Below are 18,172 nucleotides of genomic sequence, written 5' to 3' on the forward strand. Positions count from 1 at the left end.
CGCGTTGACGGCGCCGGATTGCTGTCTTATTTGGCCATCGCATCCTTGGCCATACCATCCTTTTTCATCTCATCCTTCTTCATGCCGTCTTTTGCCATGGCATCTTTCGCCATGCCATCCTTGGCCATGTGGTCCTTCCTCATGTGTTTCTTGGCCATCGGCTTTTTCATGCCGTCCTTGCCCATGGCATCCTTGTGCATGGCATCGGCCGAGGCGTCCTTGGCCATGGCGTCTTTCTTCATGGCATCCTGGGCAAACGCGGCGCCCGACATGAGGATGGCGGAAGCGAGGATGGCGGTGAAGGTGGTGATCGTGGTTTTCATGATATGTCCTTGTCTCTGGGTTAGTTGGGCAAGTGCCCTGTGGTAAAACTGTTGCTTTGCTACGGGTGCTGCTAAAAATGTTCAAGAGCCGCCGAACCAGTTGTAGCCCTGATTCTCCCAATACCCTCCCGGATACGTATTCGTGACGAAAATGGCCTGGATGTGCTTGGGATTCTTGTAGCCCAGCTTGGTCGGCATGCGCAGTTTCATCGGGTAGCCGTACTTGGGCGGCAATTCCTGGCCGTCGTAGGTCAGGGCCATGATGGTTTGCGGATGCAGGGCCGTGGCCATGTCGATGCTGGTGAAATAATCGTCGGCGCACTTGAAGCCGATGTATTTCGCCGTCGTGTCGGCGCCGATCCGCTTCAGGAAGTGGGCAAACGGCACGCCGCCCCACTTGCCGATGGCGCTCCAGCCTTCCACGCAGATGTGGCGCGTGATCTGGGTTTCCTGCGGCAAGGCGCGCAATTGCGGCAAGCTCCACGGCTTCCTGTCGGCGATCAAGCCGCTCAATTCCAGGCGCCAGGCGTCGCCATCGACTTCTTCCACTTCATCTTCGCCGTAATACGCGTTGAAGGGAAACGGCCGCGTGATCATGGAGTCCGGGTAGGTCGGCGCCAGTTTGGTCGGGTCGAACAGCCAGCCCTGTACCCTGTCGTTGAAGCGCGACACGGCCGTCAAGGCTGTCTCGATACCGGACGCGTCGCTGACGTTGCAACCAGTCAACAAGGACAGGCCGCCCAGGGTCAGGCTGCGCTGCAGGAACAAACGGCGCGACGGCTGCTTGATCTGGCGCAAGGCGTCGTCCAGCATGGCCTGGCCCTCTTCTTGCACGAGGATGGTTTTTTTCATGATCGTCTCCTTCAGCGGCCGCGCAGCATGGCGACCAGGGTGCGCGGCACCAGCGCCACCATCAGCAGGTGAACGCCGACAAAGCCCGTCAGCAGCGCCATGGCGATGAAGTGGACCCTGCGCGCACTCTCATAGCCGCCCATCAGCTCGCGCAGGAGGGGAAATTGCACGGACTTCCACAGCACCAGGCCGGACAGCACCAGCACGATGCAGTCGAGCATGACGAACAGGTAGGCGGCGCGCTGCACCATGTTGTAGTGGCGCGGATCCGCATGGGCCAGCTTGCCTTTCAGGGCAGCCATGAAATCGGCCAGCAACAAGCGCGGCGTCAGGGGAAAGAATTGGCGCCGCAGCCGTCCCGAAACGATGTTAATCGCCAGATACAGCAAGCCATTGGCCACCAGCAACCACATGGCGGCGAAATGCCATTGCAGGGCACCACCCAGCCAGCCGCCCAGGGTCAGCGCGCGCGGCAGCTCGAAGGGGAAAAATGGCGCCGCGTTATAGATGCGCCAGCCGCTGGTGGCCAGCACCACGACAGCCACGGCATTGAGCCAGTGCGTCAGGCGCAGCCAGGCGGGGTGGATCACGCTCGCTTGTCCGTTCATCACATCACTCCCTTCGCGCAGGATGCCGTGCTGACGGCTTGCAGGATGGCGCTGCTGTCGGCCCGCTGCACGAAGGCGACCACTTGCAGCTGCTCCGGACGCCAGCTGGCGGGCAGGTTGACTGCGCGGCGCAGCTGGGCGCGGCCTTGCGCCAGAGACACCGGCCCCAGCCACAGGCGTACGGCTGCATCGTGATGCAGGGTGGCGCCGCGGTTTTCGCCGCGCAGCACTTTCGAGACGATGGCGCTTTCGCTGATGGCCACATACAGCTGGCCGCCCGTCTGTGCGTCCGGCGCGCTGGCATTGGCTTCAAGCAATAATTTTCCACCCGCCCCTGGCGTGGCGGACAGGCTGATACTGACGGGCGCGGCGGTCGCGTTGATGCGGCGGATGGCGGCCGGCAGCTGCGTATCCCAACTGCGCAATTCCGTGCCGCCCACGAAAAACTGCGGCGTGTAGGCCACGTGGCGCGGCTGGTGGCGCAGCAGTTCGGCCTGGCGCGCATCGAATTGCGCCTGCGCCAGCGGGTCCGTCCAGCCGATCTGGTCCCAATAGGTGACGTGCAGGGCCAGCGGCACGATCAGGCTGGCCGAGCCCGCTTCCTTGCGCAAGGCGCTAAGGCGCTGGTCGGCGGGCGGGCAGCTGGAGCAGCCTTCGCTGCTGTACAACTCCACCAGCGCCGCCGTCTGCGGCCCGCTTTGCACGGCGCAGCGCTGGCCGGCGGCCAGCTGCGCCATGGCCGGGGATGCCACGACCGTGCCCAGCACGGGGAAAAGCAGTGTTGCAAGGCGGTGCTTGATGTCCATGGTCTTTCACCGGTATATTGAATTAAGAAGCGTGCTTGCCAGTCAATTCGCTGCCGCAGGCCGATTGGTTACAGCCGCCAGCAAAATAATCCGGGATTTATTTTTTTCAATGCCTGTCACCAAAGGCCTGCATGCAACGAATACCTGTAAGCGAACACCTGCATGGCACGGAATTGCGGCTGCATGGCTTGATGCTGCGCGGGCTCGATGGCGATGCGGCGGCCTATCGCAGTTTCTTGCAAGCCACCAGCGGCCATTTGCGCGCGTTCCTGCGGCGCCGCCTGCAGCGCTGGCCGGACGAGGTGGAAGACCTGGTGCAGGAGTGTTTGCTGGCTATCCACAACCAGCGTCTGACGTACGATACGGGCGTGCCGCTGACGTCGTGGATCCATGCGATCGCGCGCTACAAATTGATCGACTGGCTGCGCCGGCATGCGCGGCGCGAGGCGCAGCACTTGCCGTATGACGAAGAAGATGGCGCGCAGGAACTGTTTTCCAGCGCCGACGCCGAGGCGGCCGAAGCGAGCCGCGACCTGGGCAAGCTGCTGGCCAGCTTGCCGGCGCAGCAGCGCGACGCCATCGTGCATACCAAGCTCGACGGCTGGTCCGTGCGCGACACGGCGGCGGCCATGCAGATTTCGGAAGCCAGCGTCAAAGTGGCCGTGCATCGCGGCTTGAAGGCACTGGCGGCCAATTTAAGAACAGGCAATGAAGGAATTGCATCATGAAAACCGATGACTTGATCGCCATGCTGGCCAGCGGCCCCGACGTGGCTGCCGCGCGGCCACCGGGCGCCCGCTGGCGTGCCGCAGGCACCTTGGGCGCCGGCCTGCTGGCCAGCGTGGCGCTGATGGCCATGCTGCTGGGCGTGCGGCCCAACCTGGAACAACTGGCCCAGCTGCCCGATTTCTGGATCAAGGTGGGCTTTGTCGTCTGCCTCTGCCTGGCGGCCTGGCATGTCAGCCGCCGCCTGTGCGTGCCGGGCGCCGCCACCCGCGCCCTGCCGCTGCTGCTCGCCATGCCCCTGCTGCTGATGTGGGCGCTGGGCGCCATCATCCTGCAGGAAGCCCCGCCCGAGCAACGTGCCGAGCTGTTCTGGGGCGCCACCTGGCGCAGCTGCCCCTTGCTGATCGCGCTGCTCTCGCTGCCCATCCTGGCCGCCGTGCTGCGCCTGATGCGCCAGCTGGCGCCCACGCGACTGCGCTTGGCGGGCGCCGCTGCCGGATTTGCCGCCGGCGGCATGGCCGCGCTCGTGTATTGCCTGCACTGCCCGGAGCTGGCGGCCAGCTTCGTCGGCTTCTGGTATGTACTGGGCATGCTGGTGCCGACCGCCATCGGCGCGGCCATAGGGCCGAAAGTGCTGGCCTGGTAAGCCAATGACATCCTTTTCCCAGGAGTGAATCCGTTTTCTTCTCCCGCACGTACAAGTGAGGCAGCCTGCAGTTTCTTGGACTTGTCTGTCAACGCTAACAAAAATCGGGAGAATCGAAATGTCTTTGTCACACTCGAAAACCGCACTGGGCGCCGCACTCCTGGGCAACCTGCTGGCCTTGGCGATCGCGCCAGCGGCCTATGCCTCCAGCCACCGCGAAGCGCCATTCATCACGCAAAACCCGAAAGTCGACGCCACCGACTTCTACATGTTCCGCAGCTATGAAGCGGGCCGCGGGGCCTACACCACGCTGGTGGCCGACTACATTCCCCTGCAGGACGCGTACGGCGGCCCGAACTACTTCGCCATGGACCCCGCCGCCCTGTACGAAATCCATATCGATAACAATGGCGATGGCAAGGAAGACCTCACCTTCCAGTTCCGCTTCACCAACACCATCAAGGATGGCCAGTTCACCGTGGGCGGCAAGAAAGTCTCGATTCCGCTCGTCATCAACGGCGGCGCCATCGATTCCGTCAACCCGGCCGGCCTGAACGTGCGCGAAACCTACAGCGTGACGGTGGTGCGAGGCGACCGCCGTACGGGCACGAGGAGCGCAGTCACCAACGCCAGCGGCGGCGGCACGACCTTCGACAAACCCGTCGACAATATCGGCAACAAAGCCATCCCCAACTACGCCGCGTATGCCGCGCAGCATGTGTACGCCGTCAACATTCCCGGCTGTGCCACGCCGGCGCGCCTGTTCGTCGGCCAGCGCAAGGACCCGTTCGTCGTGAACCTGGGCGAAACGTTCGACTTGATCAACATCAAGGCGCCCGCCACGGAGTTTGCCGCGAATGCGGAGTCGGCCGCCAAGGATGACCTGGCGCGCAAGAACGTCACGGCCATCGAGATGGAAGTACCGACCACCTGCCTGACGGCCGGCAGCGACCCCGTCATCGGCGGCTGGACCACGGCCAGCCTGCGCCAGGGACGTTTGCTGAACCCGGCGCCGGGCACGGCCACCACGGCGTCGAAGGAAGGCGGCGCATGGGTGCAAGTGTCGCGCCTGGGCATGCCGCTGGTAAATGAACTGGTCATCGGCCTGAAGGACAAGGACCGATTCAACGCCAGCAAGCCATCGGGCGATGCGCAGTTTGCCGACTACGTCACCAACCCCACGGCGCCGGCCCTGGTAGAAGTGCTGTTTGGCTCGGCAGGCGCCAAGGCGCCCACCAACTTCCCCCGCAACGACCTGGTGGCCACCTTTTTGACGGGCATCAAGGGCGTGAACCAGCCCGTCACCGTGACGGCGTCCGAAATGCTGCGCCTGAACACCTCGATCGCGGCCACCAACGTCGGCGCCCAAAACCGCCTCGGCGTCATCGGCGGCGATAACGCGGGCTTTCCGAACGGCCGCCGCCCCGGCGACGACGTGGTCGACGTGGTGCTGCGCGTGGCCATGGGCAAGCTGTGCACCCTGAACATCGGCTGCGCCCCGGCCGACGCCCCGGCTGGCGCCCTGCACTTCACGGATGGCGCCTTCCTCGACGAAACCGCGTTCACGGCAGGTTTCCCCTACCTGAAAAATCCCGTGGCCGGTTCGCCGCAGCTGTAACGAGGAGAATGCGATGAAAAAGCTCCATGCAATCAGCGCCCTGGCGCTCACGGCCATGCTGGCCGGCTGCGGTGGCGGCGGTAGCAGCCACGGCGGCGACAACGGTGGCACCACGCCGCCGCCCGTGGTCCTGCTCGACGCCTTCTATGTGGCCGTCAGCAACGTCATCCTGACCACCAGCGATGACAAGGACGGTGTCGCCATCGACGCCATCATGGCGACCTCTCCGGAAAATACGGAGCCGGTACCGCTGTAACGCGCAGTAAGCAAGCGCGGGCGCCGGAGACCATGTTCTCCGGCACCCCGCCCTTGCTGCCCCACTCCACCGTCGATGGCGTCCACGATGAAAACACCGATTGCCCTGCTGTGCGCCTGCCTGCCGATGCTGGCATGGGCTGCACCCTACACGCCGAAAGACGGCAGCGCCGTCATCGAGCAATTGCCGCGCCGCGCCGATGCCGCGCAGCTGGCCTTGCGCGGCCTGCGCCAGCAACTGAATGACACGCCGCGAGACCTGGCCCTGGCCACCAGCCTGGCCCAGCGCTACATCGCCCTGGCCCGCAGCGAAACGGACCCGCGCTACCTGGGCTATGCGCAAGCGGCGCTGGCGCCCTGGTGGCGGCAGGCTGCGCCGCCCGCCCCCGTGCGCCTGCTGCGCGCCACCATTTTGCAAAGCACCCACCATTTCGCTCCCGCCCTGCAAGACCTCGACGCCGTCGTCGCGCAGCAGCCGCAAAACGCCCAGGCCTGGCTGACGCGCGCCACCGTCCTCACCGTGCAGGGCGACTACACCCAGGCGACAGCCAGCTGCGCCCGGTTGTCGGCATTGACGACACAGCTAGCCACCGTCACCTGCCTTGCCAATATCGCCAGCGTCACGGGCCGCGCCGCCAGCAGCGAGCGCCTGCTGGAACTGACCCTGCAACGCAGCGCCGGCGCGGCACCCGAGCTCGATAGCTGGGCCTTGACCCTGCTGGCGGAAATGGCCACGCGGCGCGGAGAGTCCACGCTGGCCGAAGCGCGCTACACCAGGGCGCTGGCGCAGCAGCCGCGCGACAGCTATCTGCTGGGTGCCTACGCGGATTTCCTGCTCGACCGCCAGCGCCCGCAGGAAGTCGTCAAATTGCTCAAAGACCAGCAGCGCATCGACGCCCTGCTGCTGCGTTACGCACTGGCCCTGCAGTCGCTGCCCGGCCAGCAGACGGCCTTCCAGGCGGCAAAGGCGGAACTGGCGGCCCGCTTCAACGCCGCCATGCAACGGGGCGACACCGTGCACCAGCGCGAACAGGCCCGCTTCGCCCTGTTTTTGCAACAGGATGTGCCGGCCGCCCTGCAACTGGCGCAGAAGAACTGGGCCATCCAGAAGGAAGTGCCCGACATGCGCATCCTGCTGGAAGCGGCCCTGGCCGCGCGCAACTACGCCGCGGCGCAACCCGTGCTGGCCTGGGTGGCGGCCAATGGCGTGGAAGACGTGGCCCTGCAGCGGCTCGCCAGGCAGCTGGGGCCGCAGGATGCGCAGAAGCTTAGCGCCGCAAAGAAAGCAGGTGCGCTGTGAACGCCCGCATGCTCGCGTTGCTGCTCACCCTGTGCGCCTGGCTCGCCCCCGCGCAGGCGCACAAGCCCAGCGACAGTTATTTGAGCCTGGCCGTGCACGGCCAGCAGATCGACGGGCAATGGGATATCGCCCTGCGCGACCTCGATTTCGCCATCGGCCTCGACGGCAATGGCGACGGCGCCCTGACCTGGGATGAAATCCGCGCGCGCCACGACGCCATCGCCGCCTACGCCTTGCGGCGCCTGCAGCTGGCCAGCGACCAAGGCGTCTGCCCCTTGAAAGCCGTCGAACAGCTGATCGACAGCCACACGGACGGCGCCTACAGCGTGCTGCGCTTCCAAGCCGCCTGCCCCGGCGCCAAAGCGCCAGCGACATTAAGCATCGGCTACACGCTGTTTGCCGACCTCGACCCGCAGCACAAGGGTCTGTTCAAGATCGCCAGCGGCGGGGCCACGCAAACGGCCATCTTCGACCCGGACAACCCGCGCCAGAGCATTTCCCTGACCACGCCCAATCGCCTGGCGCAGTTCGGCGCCTATGTGAAACACGGCATCTGGCATATCTGGATCGGCTACGACCATATTTTGTTTTTGCTGTCCTTGCTGCTGCCGGCCGTGCTGCTGCCGGGCTTGCGCGAACAGCCGCAAGGCCTGAAAACGGCTTTTTATGACGTGCTGAAGGTCGTCACGGCATTTACGCTCGCCCATTCCATCACCCTGAGCCTGGCCAGCCTGTCGCTCGTCTCGCTGCCGTCGCGCTGGGTGGAATCGGCGATTGCCGCCTCGGTGATCCTGGCCGCGCTGAACAACCTGCTGCCCCTGTTCCACGGCAAGCGCCCCGTGGCCGCCTTCGCCTTTGGCCTGATCCACGGTTTCGGCTTTGCCAGCGTGCTGCGCGACCTGGGCTTGCCGCAGGGTTCCCTGCTGGCCAGCCTGCTGGGTTTCAACGTGGGTGTGGAACTGGGCCAGCTGGCCATCGTCGCCGCCTTCCTGCCGCTCGCCTGGCTGCTGCGCAAGACGTGGCTGTACCGGCAAGTGCTGACCGTCGGCTCGCTGGCCATCGCGCTGGTGGCTTGCGTGTGGCTGGTGGAGAGAATTGCCGATATCAAGCTGATCAGCGCATGAGCGGGGCGATTCATTAGCCTGACTAATAAGACCATGCCGATTCCAGCGGCTTATCAACGAGTGGCTGACGCCGTAAAGTAGCTCCTGTCAATGATTGAAGGAGCCAGCCATGAACCGCGTCACCCTGAATAACGGCATCAGCATGCCCGTCGCCGGCTACGGCGTCTTCCAGATTCCCGACCCCGCAGAATGCGAACGCAGCGTGATCGACGCCATCGCCGCCGGCTACCGCCTGATCGACACAGCCGCGTCCTATATGAACGAGGCGGCCGTCGGCAAGGGCATCGCCCACAGCGGCGTGGCGCGCGAAGAGCTGTTCGTCACCAGCAAGCTGTGGGTGCAGGACACGGGCTATGAACGTACGCGCGACGCCATCGAGCAGTCGCTGCAACGCTTGCGGCTCGATTATCTCGATTTATTCCTGATCCACCAGCCGTTTGGCGACGTGCACGGTTCCTGGCGCGCCATGCAGGACGCTTATCGCAGTGGCAAGCTGCGCGCCATTGGCGTGAGCAACTTCCAGCCCGACCGGCTGATGGACCTCATCGCCTTCAACGACATCGCGCCCGCCGTCAACCAGATCGAGATCAACCCCTTCCACCAGCAGGCGGACAGCGTGGCCTTCATGCTCGAGCACGGCGTGCAGCCGCAAGCGTGGGCGCCATTCGCCGAGGGCCGCAACAACCTTTTCCACAATGAGTTGCTGCTGGGCATCGCCGCCAGACACGGCAAGTCCGTGGGCCAAGTCGTCCTGCGCTGGCTCACGCACCGGGGCATCGCCGTGCTGGCCAAGACCGTGCGCCGCGAGCGCATGGCGGAAAACCTGGCCATCGACGATTTCGACCTCGACGAAGCGGACATGGCCGCCATCGCCACCCTGGAAACGGCTACCAGCAGCTTCTTTTCGCACCGCGACCCGGCCATTGTCCGGTGGATGGCCGAACGCACGCTCGATATTTAAGGGAAAGCACATATGCCAACAGAAGATACAAGCACGGGCCGCCGCGGCTTCCTGCTGGCGGCCGGCAGCCTGGCCGCCACGCCATTGATCAGCTCGGCGCAAGGCCAGTCGGTGCAAACGACAGTGGCCGGGCGCCGCAAGCTGGGCACGCTGGAAGTATCGAGCCTGGGCCTGGGCGTGCAAAACATGAGCCGTACCTACCAGACAACCGTGCCCAGCCGTCCAGAGATGCACAAGATTATCCGCACGGCATTCGAGCGCGGCGTCACCTTCTATGACGCCGCCGAGGCGTATGGTCCGCACGAGGTGGAACGCATCCTCGGCGAAGGCGTGGCTCCGTTTCGCAACGACATCGTCATCGCTACCAAGTTCGGCTGGAATATCGACCAGCAGACGGGCGAGCGCCGGCCCGGCCTGAACAGCCGCCCCGCGCACATCAAGCTCGTGGTCGAAGGCATGCTCAAACGCCTGCGTACGGACCGCATCGACTTGCTGTACCAGCACCGGGTCGACCCGCAAGTGCCGATCGAGGACGTGGCCGGCGCCGTGCAGGACCTCATGCAAGAAGGCAAGGTGCTGCACTGGGGCTTGTCGGAAATGGGCTTGAACACCTTGCGCCGCGCCCATGCGACCCTGCCCGTCAGTGCCGTGCAAAGCGAATACTCGATGCTGTGGCGGGGGCCGGAAGACGGCGTGCTGGCCCTGTGCCAGGAACTCGGCATCGGCTTCGTGCCGTGGAGCCCGCTGGGCGTGGGCTTCCTGGCGGGCGCCATCGACGCCCGGACGCGCTTTGCCGATGGCGACATCCGCAAGATCGAGTCGCGTTTTTCACCGGAAAACCTGCCGCACAACCTGGCGCTGGCGGCCCTGGTGAATAGCTGGGCCACGCGCAAGCAGGTGACACCGGCGCAGATCGCCCTGGCCTGGCTGATGGCGCAGCGGCCGTGGATCGTGCCGATTCCCGGCACCACGCAGATGGCGCACCTGCTGGACAATATCGGCGCGGCGGGTGTGCGCTTGACTTCCGGAGAAGTGGCCGAGCTGAACCAGGCTGTCGCGGCCATTGCTATCCGGGGCGCGCGCCTGCCCGACGCCGTGCTGGCCTATTCGGGCGTGGAAGCGCCCCTCAGGGAAAAGTGATGAAGGTCTGCGGCACGGCGTCAGTCAGCCACACGCCGTTGTCGGACACGTAGAACACGTGGCCCTGCGCCCGCATGGCGGCCGCATCCACGGTCAGCACGACGGGCTTGCCATGGCGCCCGCCCACGGCCACGGCCGTTTGGTGGTTGCTGGACAGGTGCACATGGTTGCGCGATCCCGGCAGCAGGCCGCCGGCGCGGATCGCCTCGACAAAACGGCTGGCCGTGCCGTGATACAGCATGGCGGGCGGCGTAGTGGGCGGCAAGGCGATATCGACGGCCGCCAGCGAATGTCCCTGATTGGCGCGGATGCGCAAGCCATCGGCACTGATGGCATAGCGCGTCTTGCTGTCGCGCGCCACCACGTCATCCAATTGTTCACGGGAAAGGCGGCGGCCATGTTGGGCCGCCAGCGCCAGCAGCTGGCCGATGTCGGCCCAGCCTTGGGGATCGAGCGCGAGGCCGATTTTTTCAGGAGCGTGGCGCAGGATGAGGGAAAGGAATTTACTGGTATTTACCAAATGATCTGTCATGCCCCAGTCTACCGTTATCAGAACGCATATGACAAGGTCAGGCGCGCGGAACGGGGTTCCACCGGATGAAAATGCCGGTCATTCACACCGTCCGCCCCCTCGCCGGGCAGGCGCGACGCATAGTAGTAATCGATGTCGCTGGCGCGCTTGTTGAACAGGTTGAAGACGTCGAGCGACAGCCGCGTCTTGCGGTTAAGCTGGTATGCCACGCGCGCATACGCCAAGGTGGTCGAGGCGGAGCGCACGCTATTGTCCTCGATCAAGGGACGGGGGCCGAAATAGCGCAGCTGGAAGGCGCCCGACCATGGGCCCTGGTCCGTCACCGTCACGCCAAACGAGGCCACCTTGTCGATGGCGCCAGGGATATGCTTGCCGGCCGTATCATTTTCCGTATAGCGCGAGCGCGAGGCGGCCAGGTCCAGGTCGAACAGCAGCCACGGCGCGGCAATGTAATGGTTGTTCCACTCGATGCCGTGGCGGCGGCTGGCGCGGCTCGCTTCCGTTTCGCCCGCGTCGCCCACGAACAGCAGCTCCGACGCAATATCGAGGCGCCACAGGGCCAGCGAGCTTTGCAGGCCCGGCAGCCATTCCGTGCGCGCGCCCAGTTCCATGCCTTTGCTCGGCACCAGAGGGGTGACGGGCATGGCGGCCTCGCCATCGGCCAGGCGCGTCTGCGTCGTGCCGCGCGCATCGTTGCTATGAAAACCTTTTCCATAGTTCAGGAAGAATTCCGTCTTGCTCCAGGGCCCCAGAATCAGGGACAGCTTCGGCGAGACCACGTGATCGTTCGCCGCGCCGCTGTTGCCGGCTATGCTGCTGTCGACTTTGAAACGGTAGGCGTCGTAGCGCAAGCCCGCCACGGAACGCAGCCAGGGCAGCCATTGCACCGTGTTTTCGCCATACAGGCCGATGCTGGCCTCGTGCACCCTGTCTTCGCGCACCGTACTCTGCCGTACCCGATCCACCGTGGTGTACAGGCCCACGGGCGACAGCCTGTCGTAGCGCGCCTGCACGCCGAGCTTGTTGCGCAGGGGAAGACCGAACAGCTCCGTGGTCCAGCTTTCGCCGGCATTCACGCCGGCCACCGTGCGCCGCTCGCTTTGCTGGAACTGGTCGCCGGCGGCCGGGTTGGCCAGGAAGTAGGTGAAATCGCTGTTGAGTTCCAGCTGCGAGCGGATCAGGTAAGCGTCCAGCTCGAACAAGCGGTTCTGCGTGCGCTGGCGCATGGCGTAGGACAGGCTGGTGCGCGACGTGTCGCCGCCGTCGCTGGGCGCCAGCGAGCCGAAACGGCCGATCCGGCCCGATGCCACGGCGCGCAGCGGCACCTGGTCGGTGGCGTTCCAGCCATTCTTGTACGCCATGGCCGTCACACTGAAACCGTTGTCCGGCGTGCCCTGGCTGTAACGCAGCACGCCGCTATATTTGCGCACCCTTTCCGGCACATCCCAGGGGCCGTTGTTGCGGTTGACTTCCAGGCCGTACAGCAAGGTGCCTTGTCCTGCTGCAAAGGAATCGGCCACGACGCCGCGCACATAGCCATGCTGGCCGACGGACACGCTGGCCTGGCCCTCCGGCAATTTGTCGGCCAGGCGGATGCGCGCGCTGCCTGCCGAGGAAAAATCACCTTCGCTGGCGAAATACGGCCCCTTCTTGTAGTCGATGCGCTGCACCAGTTCGGGAATGAGGAAATTGAGGTCGGAATAGCCTTGCCCATGGGCATGCGTGCGCATGTTGACGGGCATGCCATCGACGTGGGTGGCGAAATCCGTCCCGTGGTCGAGGTTAAAACCGCGCAGGAAATACTGGTTGGCCTTGCCGTCGCCGCTGTGCTGGGTAACGATCAATCCCGGCACGAATTCCAGCAGCTCCCCCGTGCGCAAGGCGGGCCGGTTGACGATCAGTTCGCTGGTGATGACGCCCTGGCTGGCCGCGTCCGACGTGCCGACGGCGTTGTCGTAGTGGCCCGTCACGCGTACGGTGCGCGCTTCATTGGCAACGGCATCGGGCACCGCGGCGGCAGGCGATTCCGCCCATGCGCTGGCCTGGATGGCCAGCCAGGCCAATGCCAAAGGGATTTTCCTTGATTGCATCTCTTCTCCCGTTCATCCTGAAAACAACTGCTTGTGGCTCGCCCCTGAAGATACGCAAAACACCGGCGTTCGGATTCAAACATTTGCGCAAAATCAAGCTGCAAAACACATGTTTTCAAACAATAAAATAAATCGCGGCGAGTTATCTTTAGAGAGAATGTCGCCATATAAAAAGTGCATACTACCTGTCAGAATCCGCGCACAAGACCGGCCCGCCAGCATCTCCTGCCATGCCTGCCGCTCTTTCGCCCGCGCCGCTCCGCCGCGCGCATCAGGGCTGTCGCTGTGATTTCGCCGTCTACGCGACGCCCTGCCATGTCGACCACGCAGGCTGGCGCAGCCGCGGCAAAGTCTTTGGTTTTTTCCATATTGTCAGACACCGGCACGCCTGCACGGCGCGGCCTGGCGACCACTTTAAACTGGAGAACTACATGACATTGTTCCTGCCCTCTTCCACTCTGCTGACACCGGGCGACAATCCGGATGGCCAGCGCTTCGTGCTGGCCTCGCAGCAATGGATCGACCTGCAGACGCGCATCCAGGCCGTTCTCGCCCTGCCGTCGGATATCGGCGAATACGAACAGCGCTACGGCGACGCTTCGTCCGGTTCGCAAATGAAGGAATGCTTCGACGCCATGCGCAAGCTGCGCCAGACGGCCGAGCGCTACGGCAGTCCCAGCAGCCTGCGGGCAAAGATCCTGCACGACCCGAATTTCCTGGCCAACGGCACGCGCCCGAAAAACGATGCCTTTTCCGCCACCGTCTGGACCGTGGAGCGGGCGCACCGCGATGCCTTTACGCTGTCGTCGACCTTGCGCAGCATCCCGGAGATGGCGCGCCACGAATCGGCGGCCGACGCCACGGCCGGCATCAGGAGCCTGTTCCTCGACAATGGCCAGATACTCGACAATATGCAGGACACCATCGCGAAAATCGGCGAGTTGATCGCGGAGTTCGAACACATCGAAACAGCGCTGGACGACGCCCAGTTGCTGATGCGCACCTTCACCGAACGCTCATCCAAGACGCGCACTGAACTCGACAAGGAAATCGGCGCCCTGGAACAGAAAATCGGCGAACTGGAGCGCGCGCGCGACGCCGCCTATTCGAAATGGCTGGCATTGACTATTTCCGCCTGCATCGTGCCCGCCGTCATCGGCATCATCGGCATTGCCATCATGGTGATCCTGGCCGTACCCACGGGCGGCGGCAGCTTTGCCATCGGTTCGGCCGTCACGGGCGGCGGCGTGGCCCTCTCCGCAGCGGCGCTGGGCGCGGCGGCCGGCGTGGCGCGCGGCAAATACGATGGCCTGGTACAGGAAGTACACGAGCAGAGCGCCTTCCTCGCCAAGCGCGCGTGCTACCGCAGCGACCTGGGCGCGCTCGATGAACTGATGAAATTCTCGCTGCCGGCATCCAACGGCATCCTGGGCCAGTTGCGCAGCGTGCAAGCGGCCTGGAGCGCATCGGCGCGGGAACTGGGCGCGCGCGCCAGCGATTTGAGCGTGGACAACCTGCACACCGGACCATGGCTGCGCGAAGCCGAGATGGTCAAGGCTGCCGATGGCTGGCGCACGCTCGACAACGCCTTGAAGGCGTTTGTTACCGGGTCCTTTGTCGATGCCAACCTGATCGGCTTTGGCGCCAGCTTGCCGCCAGACCAGCCCGACTGGCAGCAGCAACTGACGGCCAGGCTTGCCGCCTGACGCCAGCGTTTTCAGTAGCTGTTTTCCGTACTTCCACGCAGTCTGACCTGATCACTGAAGGGAACTACCATGAGTGTTACCGCTATTAATACCGCCGCCACGCCATCGATCGACCCGCCGCCAGGCTTGACCACGCCGGCCAATCCCCAATCCGGACAAAAGAGCCAGTTTGCCCTGTTCAGCGATAGCTGGATCGAATTGCAAGCCTATGTGGGCTCGGCCACCGAATTGCCCATCACCAAAGGCGATTTCGAAAGCAAGTACGGCGCCGTCGATGGCTCGCAGACGGTACTCGATTGCATCGGCGCAATGAAAAGCGTGCAAAACGCCTCCACCGAATTCGGCAACCCGAAAAGCCTGCGCGCGGCCCTGATCAAGAATCCAGGCCTGCTGGCCACGCCGACGCCGCCGACAGAAATCTACACGCACACAGTATGGCTGGGCCAGCGCGTGCATGACACCTCGACCAAGCTGGTGAGCGGCTATCAAAGCGTGCTGGATGAACTGCCGGGCCTGCCGCCCAAGGAACAGGTGGAGAACCTGAAAGCCTATCTGTTCGACCAGACCATGGGGCCGATACCGCTGGCGCAAAAAATGTCGGCCGAAGTGGCGGCACTGATCAGGAAGCTGGGTCTGTTCGAACAGAAAATGAATGAATACAACAGCAAGCTGCAGGCATTTACCAGCAGTTCGTCGACGATGATCGCCAATGTCAACCGCACCATCGGCGGCCTGGAAACGAAGATCGTGGAGCTGGAGAAACTGCGCGATGCCGCCTACAAGGCCTGGCGCGACTTCACCATCGCCGCCGTCACGGCGTCCGTCGGCTGCGCGCTGATCGGCGGCCTGCTGGCGCCGTTCACGGGCGGCGTCTCGCTGCTGGTGGGCGGCGCAGCCGCCATCGCCGCCGGCGTCGGGCTGGGCATCAAGGCGGCGCAGAACCGCGCCGCCTACAACGAATATTGCACGCAGATCAGCAGCCAGACGCAGGAATTGCAAAAGAAACAGCGGCTGCGCAGCGACCTGGGCGACTTCAACACGCAGATGGCGCGCGTGGGACCGGCCATGTCCAAATTCCTCGGCAACCTGCAAACGGTGGAAGGCGTGTGGGTGCAGATGAATACGGACATGATCACGCTGGGCAACAGCATCACGGAATCGAACGTGGGCAGTATGCCTTTCCTCGTCAAGGCGAAAGCCAAGCTGGCCATCGATTCCTGGCAAGCCATCGATGACAGCGCCAAGCAGTTCACCGTGCAATCGCTGGTCGACTACGACAACCTCGCATTCGGCCAGCACCTGTCGGAAAACCAGCGCGCCGCTTGATGACAGTTGCCCCCCGGCTCAGGCACCGGGGGGCAAACATACCGATCGTTGGCTTCTAGAAAGGCAAACACCATGTCGAGACAATTCGGATATCCGCTGGCAGTGCAACAAGCGGCGCTGCGGCAAGCTGTTGATGAGGGCAATCCCCATCTGGCGTTTGAAGGCGGCAGCGCCTGGGATCACCTCACATACTACCTGGTCCAGGCGGACAAGCTGCAGCCCGGCCCGGACCAGCCGCTGGCAGCGGCGGCGCAAGCCGTAGCGGACGAGGCGGCCCGCTTTGGCACGCCGCAAAGCTTGCGTGCCCTGCTGGCCACATCGCCTGATGCCCTGGCGCAGAATACGCCGCCTGCCATGCTGTACGCGTGCCTGGTGTGGTTTGTCTTGCGCCTGAAAAATTCCGCTGCCAGCATGCTGTCGTATCAGCAATCACTGCTGGAGGCGGGTGTTAGCGCCAGCGACAGGCGCGAAGTACTGCATGCGCTGGGACCGATGGTGGAAGAAGCGCGCGCGTCCATTGCCCCCCTGCTGCAAGGCTTGAACAAATGGAAGGATGGCGTCTTGCCGGCGAATGCGGCGCTGGCCCAGCTGGCAACACAGGCGGGCACCGATCTGCAGGCACAGCAAGAGGCGCTGGGGCGCTTGCTGGCATCCATCGCATCGATAGAGGAACAATTGGCGCACCTGGGCCTGTTCAGCGGGCACAAGAAAAAGGAACTGGAGGCGCAGTTGCACGCCTTGCGCGAGCAGCTGACGCGCGACACGGCGCTGTCCGAGCAGCTGCGACTGCAACTGGAAGGCGTCAACCTGCTGCTGGCCAATGGCGGCTGGCTGGAAGCGGCTATCGATGAGCTAATCCACTGGCTGGACGGCTTGCGCACCGCGTGGAGCGCTCTCGGCTCCGGTACGACCCAGCTGGCGGCCGACGCCAGCGACGCGGAACTGGGCAACGACAGCTGGCTGGCGCAAACACTGGCCACCGCCATGGCCTTTCCCCTGTGGCAGGCGCTCATCACCGCCGCGCAACGCTACGCCACCAACGCGCTGGTCGACTTCCCCGCGCCGCCCAACGCGACGGGACGGCAGCCATGAGGCGCGCCGCCGCACGCCTGCTGCATCTGCTGGCCATGGCCACCCTGGCGCTGGGGCTGCTGCATGCGCCCGCCATGGCGCAAAACAGCAATACCGCCGCGCTGGAAAACGCGCTGCGCCAGCTGGCGCAATTCCAGCGCGAAGTGGCGAATATGCGCAATGCCGTGCGCCAGCCTCTGGGGCCGTACCCGCTTTACACGCAGTGCAGCTGGTGCAGCGAGCATGCGTGGTGGGGCCTGGGCATGTGCACCAAGACGACCACGGAAACATGGTCGCAGAATGTCGATTTCACATGGACGCGCAACCAGCTCGATCAAGTGCTGGCCCGCGCCGAACGCGATGCGGGCAACCTGGGCGCGGCATATGCGCCCACCCAGGCGTGGATAGACAGCTTGCCGGCCTTTAGCCGCGCCTTTGACGCGAACGCCGACCGCGTGCTGGCGGTGCAGGAGCAGATTCGCCAGGGAATCGGGCCCAACGACCAGCAGCGGCAAACGGCGACGCAGGCGCTGCAACAGCTGAGCAGCGACATGGAGCGCAGTTCGGCCCAGCTGAAGGCGGGCACGCAGGCGCTGGCGGTGTCGCTGCAGCAGCAGAGCGCCTATCGCGAACAGATCCGCCTGGCCATCGAGGGTGCCGACCGCTCGGCCCAGGAAGCGCTGCGACAGATTGAACAGGCGGCCCAGTCGCATCACTGCCAGGATGGCTTGCCGCAAAAGTTCAATGCCATCCGCGACGACTTCAAGCGTTCGATCCAGAGCATCTCGGCAGCTTTCCAGCAGCTCGATAACAGCAGCCGCGGCGCCGAGACCGGCCTGGCCGCACTGCTGGGCGCTGTCGTCACCTCGCAGACCGACATGCAATCCATCCTCGACCTGCTCAAGGCGGCGCAGAACGACAAGCTGGGCAGTTTCCTCGAGCGGCTGCACCTGAATGCGGCGAAACAGCAATGGCACGACCTGGCCAATGCCTATACGCGGGTGGCGCGCGAAGCGGCGCTGGCGCAAGGAGGCGGCTGACTAAGACTGACACTGCCAGGATGGCGCCGCTTTGCGCCATCTCAATGC

General features: G+C 64.4%; 19 protein-coding genes. 13 read left to right on the forward strand and 6 right to left on the reverse strand.

The window, feature by feature from the left end:
• Nucleotides 1-26: 26 nt before the first annotated feature.
• The 4 genes from BLT98_RS02340 to BLT98_RS02355 all read right to left on the reverse strand — a co-directional run bounded on the left by BLT98_RS02340 (nt 27) and on the right by BLT98_RS02355 (nt 2,589).
• A complete protein-coding gene (locus tag BLT98_RS02340; protein ID WP_092605039.1) occupies nt 27-323 on the reverse strand; it encodes a pentapeptide MXKDX repeat protein in 297 nt (98 codons plus the stop codon).
• An 81-nt stretch (nt 324-404) separates the two neighbouring features.
• On the reverse strand, nt 405-1,175 hold the full coding sequence (locus BLT98_RS02345) for a molybdopterin-dependent oxidoreductase (RefSeq protein ID WP_092605040.1): 771 nt from the start codon (nt 1,173-1,175) through the stop codon (nt 405-407).
• Between the two features lie 11 nt (nt 1,176-1,186).
• Entirely contained in the window at nt 1,187-1,783 is a 597-nt protein-coding gene (locus BLT98_RS02350) for a cytochrome b/b6 domain-containing protein (protein WP_092605041.1), read from the reverse strand.
• On the reverse strand, nt 1,783-2,589 hold the full coding sequence (locus BLT98_RS02355; protein ID WP_244517356.1) for a DUF1223 domain-containing protein: 807 nt from the start codon (nt 2,587-2,589) through the stop codon (nt 1,783-1,785). Before BLT98_RS02355 ends, BLT98_RS02350 begins: the two co-directional genes overlap by 1 nt.
• Before the next feature lie 131 nt (nt 2,590-2,720).
• Between BLT98_RS02355 and BLT98_RS02360 the strand changes: the two genes are divergently transcribed.
• The 8 genes from BLT98_RS02360 to BLT98_RS02395 all read left to right on the forward strand — a co-directional run bounded on the left by BLT98_RS02360 (nt 2,721) and on the right by BLT98_RS02395 (nt 10,359).
• Complete coding sequence (locus tag BLT98_RS02360) at nt 2,721-3,317, forward strand: sigma-70 family RNA polymerase sigma factor (protein ID WP_052140122.1); 597 nt, start codon at nt 2,721-2,723, stop codon at nt 3,315-3,317.
• Entirely contained in the window at nt 3,314-3,961 is a 648-nt protein-coding gene (locus tag BLT98_RS02365) for an NrsF family protein (protein WP_092605042.1), read from the forward strand. The genes BLT98_RS02360 and BLT98_RS02365 overlap by 4 nt, the downstream gene beginning before the upstream one ends.
• 118 nt (nt 3,962-4,079) lie before the next feature.
• Nucleotides 4,080-5,579, forward strand: coding sequence for a DUF4331 domain-containing protein (locus tag BLT98_RS02370; protein ID WP_092605043.1), 1,500 nt, complete (start codon nt 4,080-4,082; stop codon nt 5,577-5,579).
• Between the two features lie 13 nt (nt 5,580-5,592).
• Nucleotides 5,593-5,835: a hypothetical protein gene (locus BLT98_RS02375; protein ID WP_092605044.1), complete on the forward strand. Its 243-nt coding sequence runs from the start codon at nt 5,593-5,595 to the stop codon at nt 5,833-5,835.
• Between the two features lie 87 nt (nt 5,836-5,922).
• A complete protein-coding gene (locus tag BLT98_RS02380; RefSeq protein WP_092605045.1) occupies nt 5,923-7,134 on the forward strand; it encodes a tetratricopeptide repeat protein in 1,212 nt (403 codons plus the stop codon).
• Nucleotides 7,135-7,142: 8 nt separating this feature from the next.
• Nucleotides 7,143-8,258, forward strand: a complete 1,116-nt coding sequence (locus tag BLT98_RS02385) for a HupE/UreJ family protein (protein ID WP_092606791.1) — start codon at nt 7,143-7,145, stop codon at nt 8,256-8,258.
• Between the two features lie 109 nt (nt 8,259-8,367).
• Nucleotides 8,368-9,219, forward strand: coding sequence for an aldo/keto reductase (locus tag BLT98_RS02390; RefSeq protein ID WP_092605046.1), 852 nt, complete (start codon nt 8,368-8,370; stop codon nt 9,217-9,219).
• A gap of 12 nt (nt 9,220-9,231) precedes the next feature.
• Complete coding sequence (locus BLT98_RS02395; RefSeq protein WP_092605047.1) at nt 9,232-10,359, forward strand: aldo/keto reductase; 1,128 nt, start codon at nt 9,232-9,234, stop codon at nt 10,357-10,359.
• On the opposite strand, the gene BLT98_RS02400 is transcribed toward BLT98_RS02395, so the two are convergent.
• On the reverse strand, nt 10,346-10,891 hold the full coding sequence (locus tag BLT98_RS02400; RefSeq protein WP_092605048.1) for an RNA 2'-phosphotransferase: 546 nt from the start codon (nt 10,889-10,891) through the stop codon (nt 10,346-10,348). The two genes, BLT98_RS02395 and BLT98_RS02400, sit on opposite strands and share 14 nt — an antisense overlap.
• 17 nt (nt 10,892-10,908) lie before the next feature.
• On the reverse strand, nt 10,909-12,981 hold the full coding sequence (locus tag BLT98_RS02405) for a TonB-dependent receptor (RefSeq protein WP_092605049.1): 2,073 nt from the start codon (nt 12,979-12,981) through the stop codon (nt 10,909-10,911).
• On the opposite strand from BLT98_RS02405, the gene BLT98_RS29055 reads away from it, so the two are divergent.
• The 5 genes from BLT98_RS29055 to BLT98_RS02425 all read left to right on the forward strand — a co-directional run bounded on the left by BLT98_RS29055 (nt 12,938) and on the right by BLT98_RS02425 (nt 18,124).
• On the forward strand, nt 12,938-13,270 hold the full coding sequence (locus tag BLT98_RS29055; RefSeq protein WP_170846239.1) for a hypothetical protein: 333 nt from the start codon (nt 12,938-12,940) through the stop codon (nt 13,268-13,270). The genes BLT98_RS02405 and BLT98_RS29055 overlap by 44 nt on opposite strands.
• A gap of 142 nt (nt 13,271-13,412) precedes the next feature.
• On the forward strand, nt 13,413-14,687 hold the full coding sequence (locus tag BLT98_RS02410) for an alpha-xenorhabdolysin family binary toxin subunit A (RefSeq protein ID WP_092605050.1): 1,275 nt from the start codon (nt 13,413-13,415) through the stop codon (nt 14,685-14,687).
• A 69-nt stretch (nt 14,688-14,756) separates the two neighbouring features.
• On the forward strand, nt 14,757-16,013 hold the full coding sequence (locus tag BLT98_RS02415; RefSeq protein WP_034782366.1) for an alpha-xenorhabdolysin family binary toxin subunit A: 1,257 nt from the start codon (nt 14,757-14,759) through the stop codon (nt 16,011-16,013).
• Nucleotides 16,014-16,085: 72 nt separating this feature from the next.
• Nucleotides 16,086-17,105, forward strand: a complete 1,020-nt coding sequence (locus BLT98_RS02420) for a hypothetical protein (RefSeq protein WP_092605051.1) — start codon at nt 16,086-16,088, stop codon at nt 17,103-17,105.
• A complete protein-coding gene (locus BLT98_RS02425) occupies nt 17,102-18,124 on the forward strand; it encodes a hypothetical protein (protein WP_092605052.1) in 1,023 nt (340 codons plus the stop codon). The genes BLT98_RS02420 and BLT98_RS02425 overlap by 4 nt, the downstream gene beginning before the upstream one ends.
• Nucleotides 18,125-18,172 lie beyond the last annotated feature (48 nt).

Source organism: Janthinobacterium sp. YR213, from assembly GCF_900099875.1.
Classification (GTDB): Bacteria; Pseudomonadota; Gammaproteobacteria; order Burkholderiales; family Burkholderiaceae_D; genus Janthinobacterium; species Janthinobacterium lividum.

Excerpts from the sequence above, each read along its gene's own strand:
- BLT98_RS02340 (WP_092605039.1), bottom strand. The coding sequence starts at position 323 with ATGAAAACCACGATCACCACCTTCACCGCCATCCTCGCTTCCGCCATC.
- BLT98_RS02345 (WP_092605040.1), bottom strand. The coding sequence starts at position 1,175 with ATGAAAAAAACCATCCTCGTGCAAGAAGAGGGCCAGGCCATGCTGGAC.
- BLT98_RS02350 (WP_092605041.1), bottom strand. The coding sequence starts at position 1,783 with ATGAACGGACAAGCGAGCGTGATCCACCCCGCCTGGCTGCGCCTGACG.
- BLT98_RS02355 (WP_244517356.1), bottom strand. The coding sequence starts at position 2,589 with ATGGACATCAAGCACCGCCTTGCAACACTGCTTTTCCCCGTGCTGGGC.
- BLT98_RS02360 (WP_052140122.1), top strand. The coding sequence starts at position 2,721 with ATGCAACGAATACCTGTAAGCGAACACCTGCATGGCACGGAATTGCGG.
- BLT98_RS02365 (WP_092605042.1), top strand. The coding sequence starts at position 3,314 with ATGAAAACCGATGACTTGATCGCCATGCTGGCCAGCGGCCCCGACGTG.
- BLT98_RS02370 (WP_092605043.1), top strand. The coding sequence starts at position 4,080 with ATGTCTTTGTCACACTCGAAAACCGCACTGGGCGCCGCACTCCTGGGC.
- BLT98_RS02375 (WP_092605044.1), top strand. The coding sequence starts at position 5,593 with ATGAAAAAGCTCCATGCAATCAGCGCCCTGGCGCTCACGGCCATGCTG.
- BLT98_RS02380 (WP_092605045.1), top strand. The coding sequence starts at position 5,923 with ATGAAAACACCGATTGCCCTGCTGTGCGCCTGCCTGCCGATGCTGGCA.
- BLT98_RS02385 (WP_092606791.1), top strand. The coding sequence starts at position 7,143 with ATGCTCGCGTTGCTGCTCACCCTGTGCGCCTGGCTCGCCCCCGCGCAG.
- BLT98_RS02390 (WP_092605046.1), top strand. The coding sequence starts at position 8,368 with ATGAACCGCGTCACCCTGAATAACGGCATCAGCATGCCCGTCGCCGGC.
- BLT98_RS02395 (WP_092605047.1), top strand. The coding sequence starts at position 9,232 with ATGCCAACAGAAGATACAAGCACGGGCCGCCGCGGCTTCCTGCTGGCG.
- BLT98_RS02400 (WP_092605048.1), bottom strand. The coding sequence starts at position 10,891 with ATGACAGATCATTTGGTAAATACCAGTAAATTCCTTTCCCTCATCCTG.
- BLT98_RS29055 (WP_170846239.1), top strand. The coding sequence starts at position 12,938 with ATGGCCAGCCAGGCCAATGCCAAAGGGATTTTCCTTGATTGCATCTCT.
- BLT98_RS02405 (WP_092605049.1), bottom strand. The coding sequence starts at position 12,981 with ATGCAATCAAGGAAAATCCCTTTGGCATTGGCCTGGCTGGCCATCCAG.
- BLT98_RS02410 (WP_092605050.1), top strand. The coding sequence starts at position 13,413 with ATGACATTGTTCCTGCCCTCTTCCACTCTGCTGACACCGGGCGACAAT.
- BLT98_RS02415 (WP_034782366.1), top strand. The coding sequence starts at position 14,757 with ATGAGTGTTACCGCTATTAATACCGCCGCCACGCCATCGATCGACCCG.
- BLT98_RS02420 (WP_092605051.1), top strand. The coding sequence starts at position 16,086 with ATGTCGAGACAATTCGGATATCCGCTGGCAGTGCAACAAGCGGCGCTG.
- BLT98_RS02425 (WP_092605052.1), top strand. The coding sequence starts at position 17,102 with ATGAGGCGCGCCGCCGCACGCCTGCTGCATCTGCTGGCCATGGCCACC.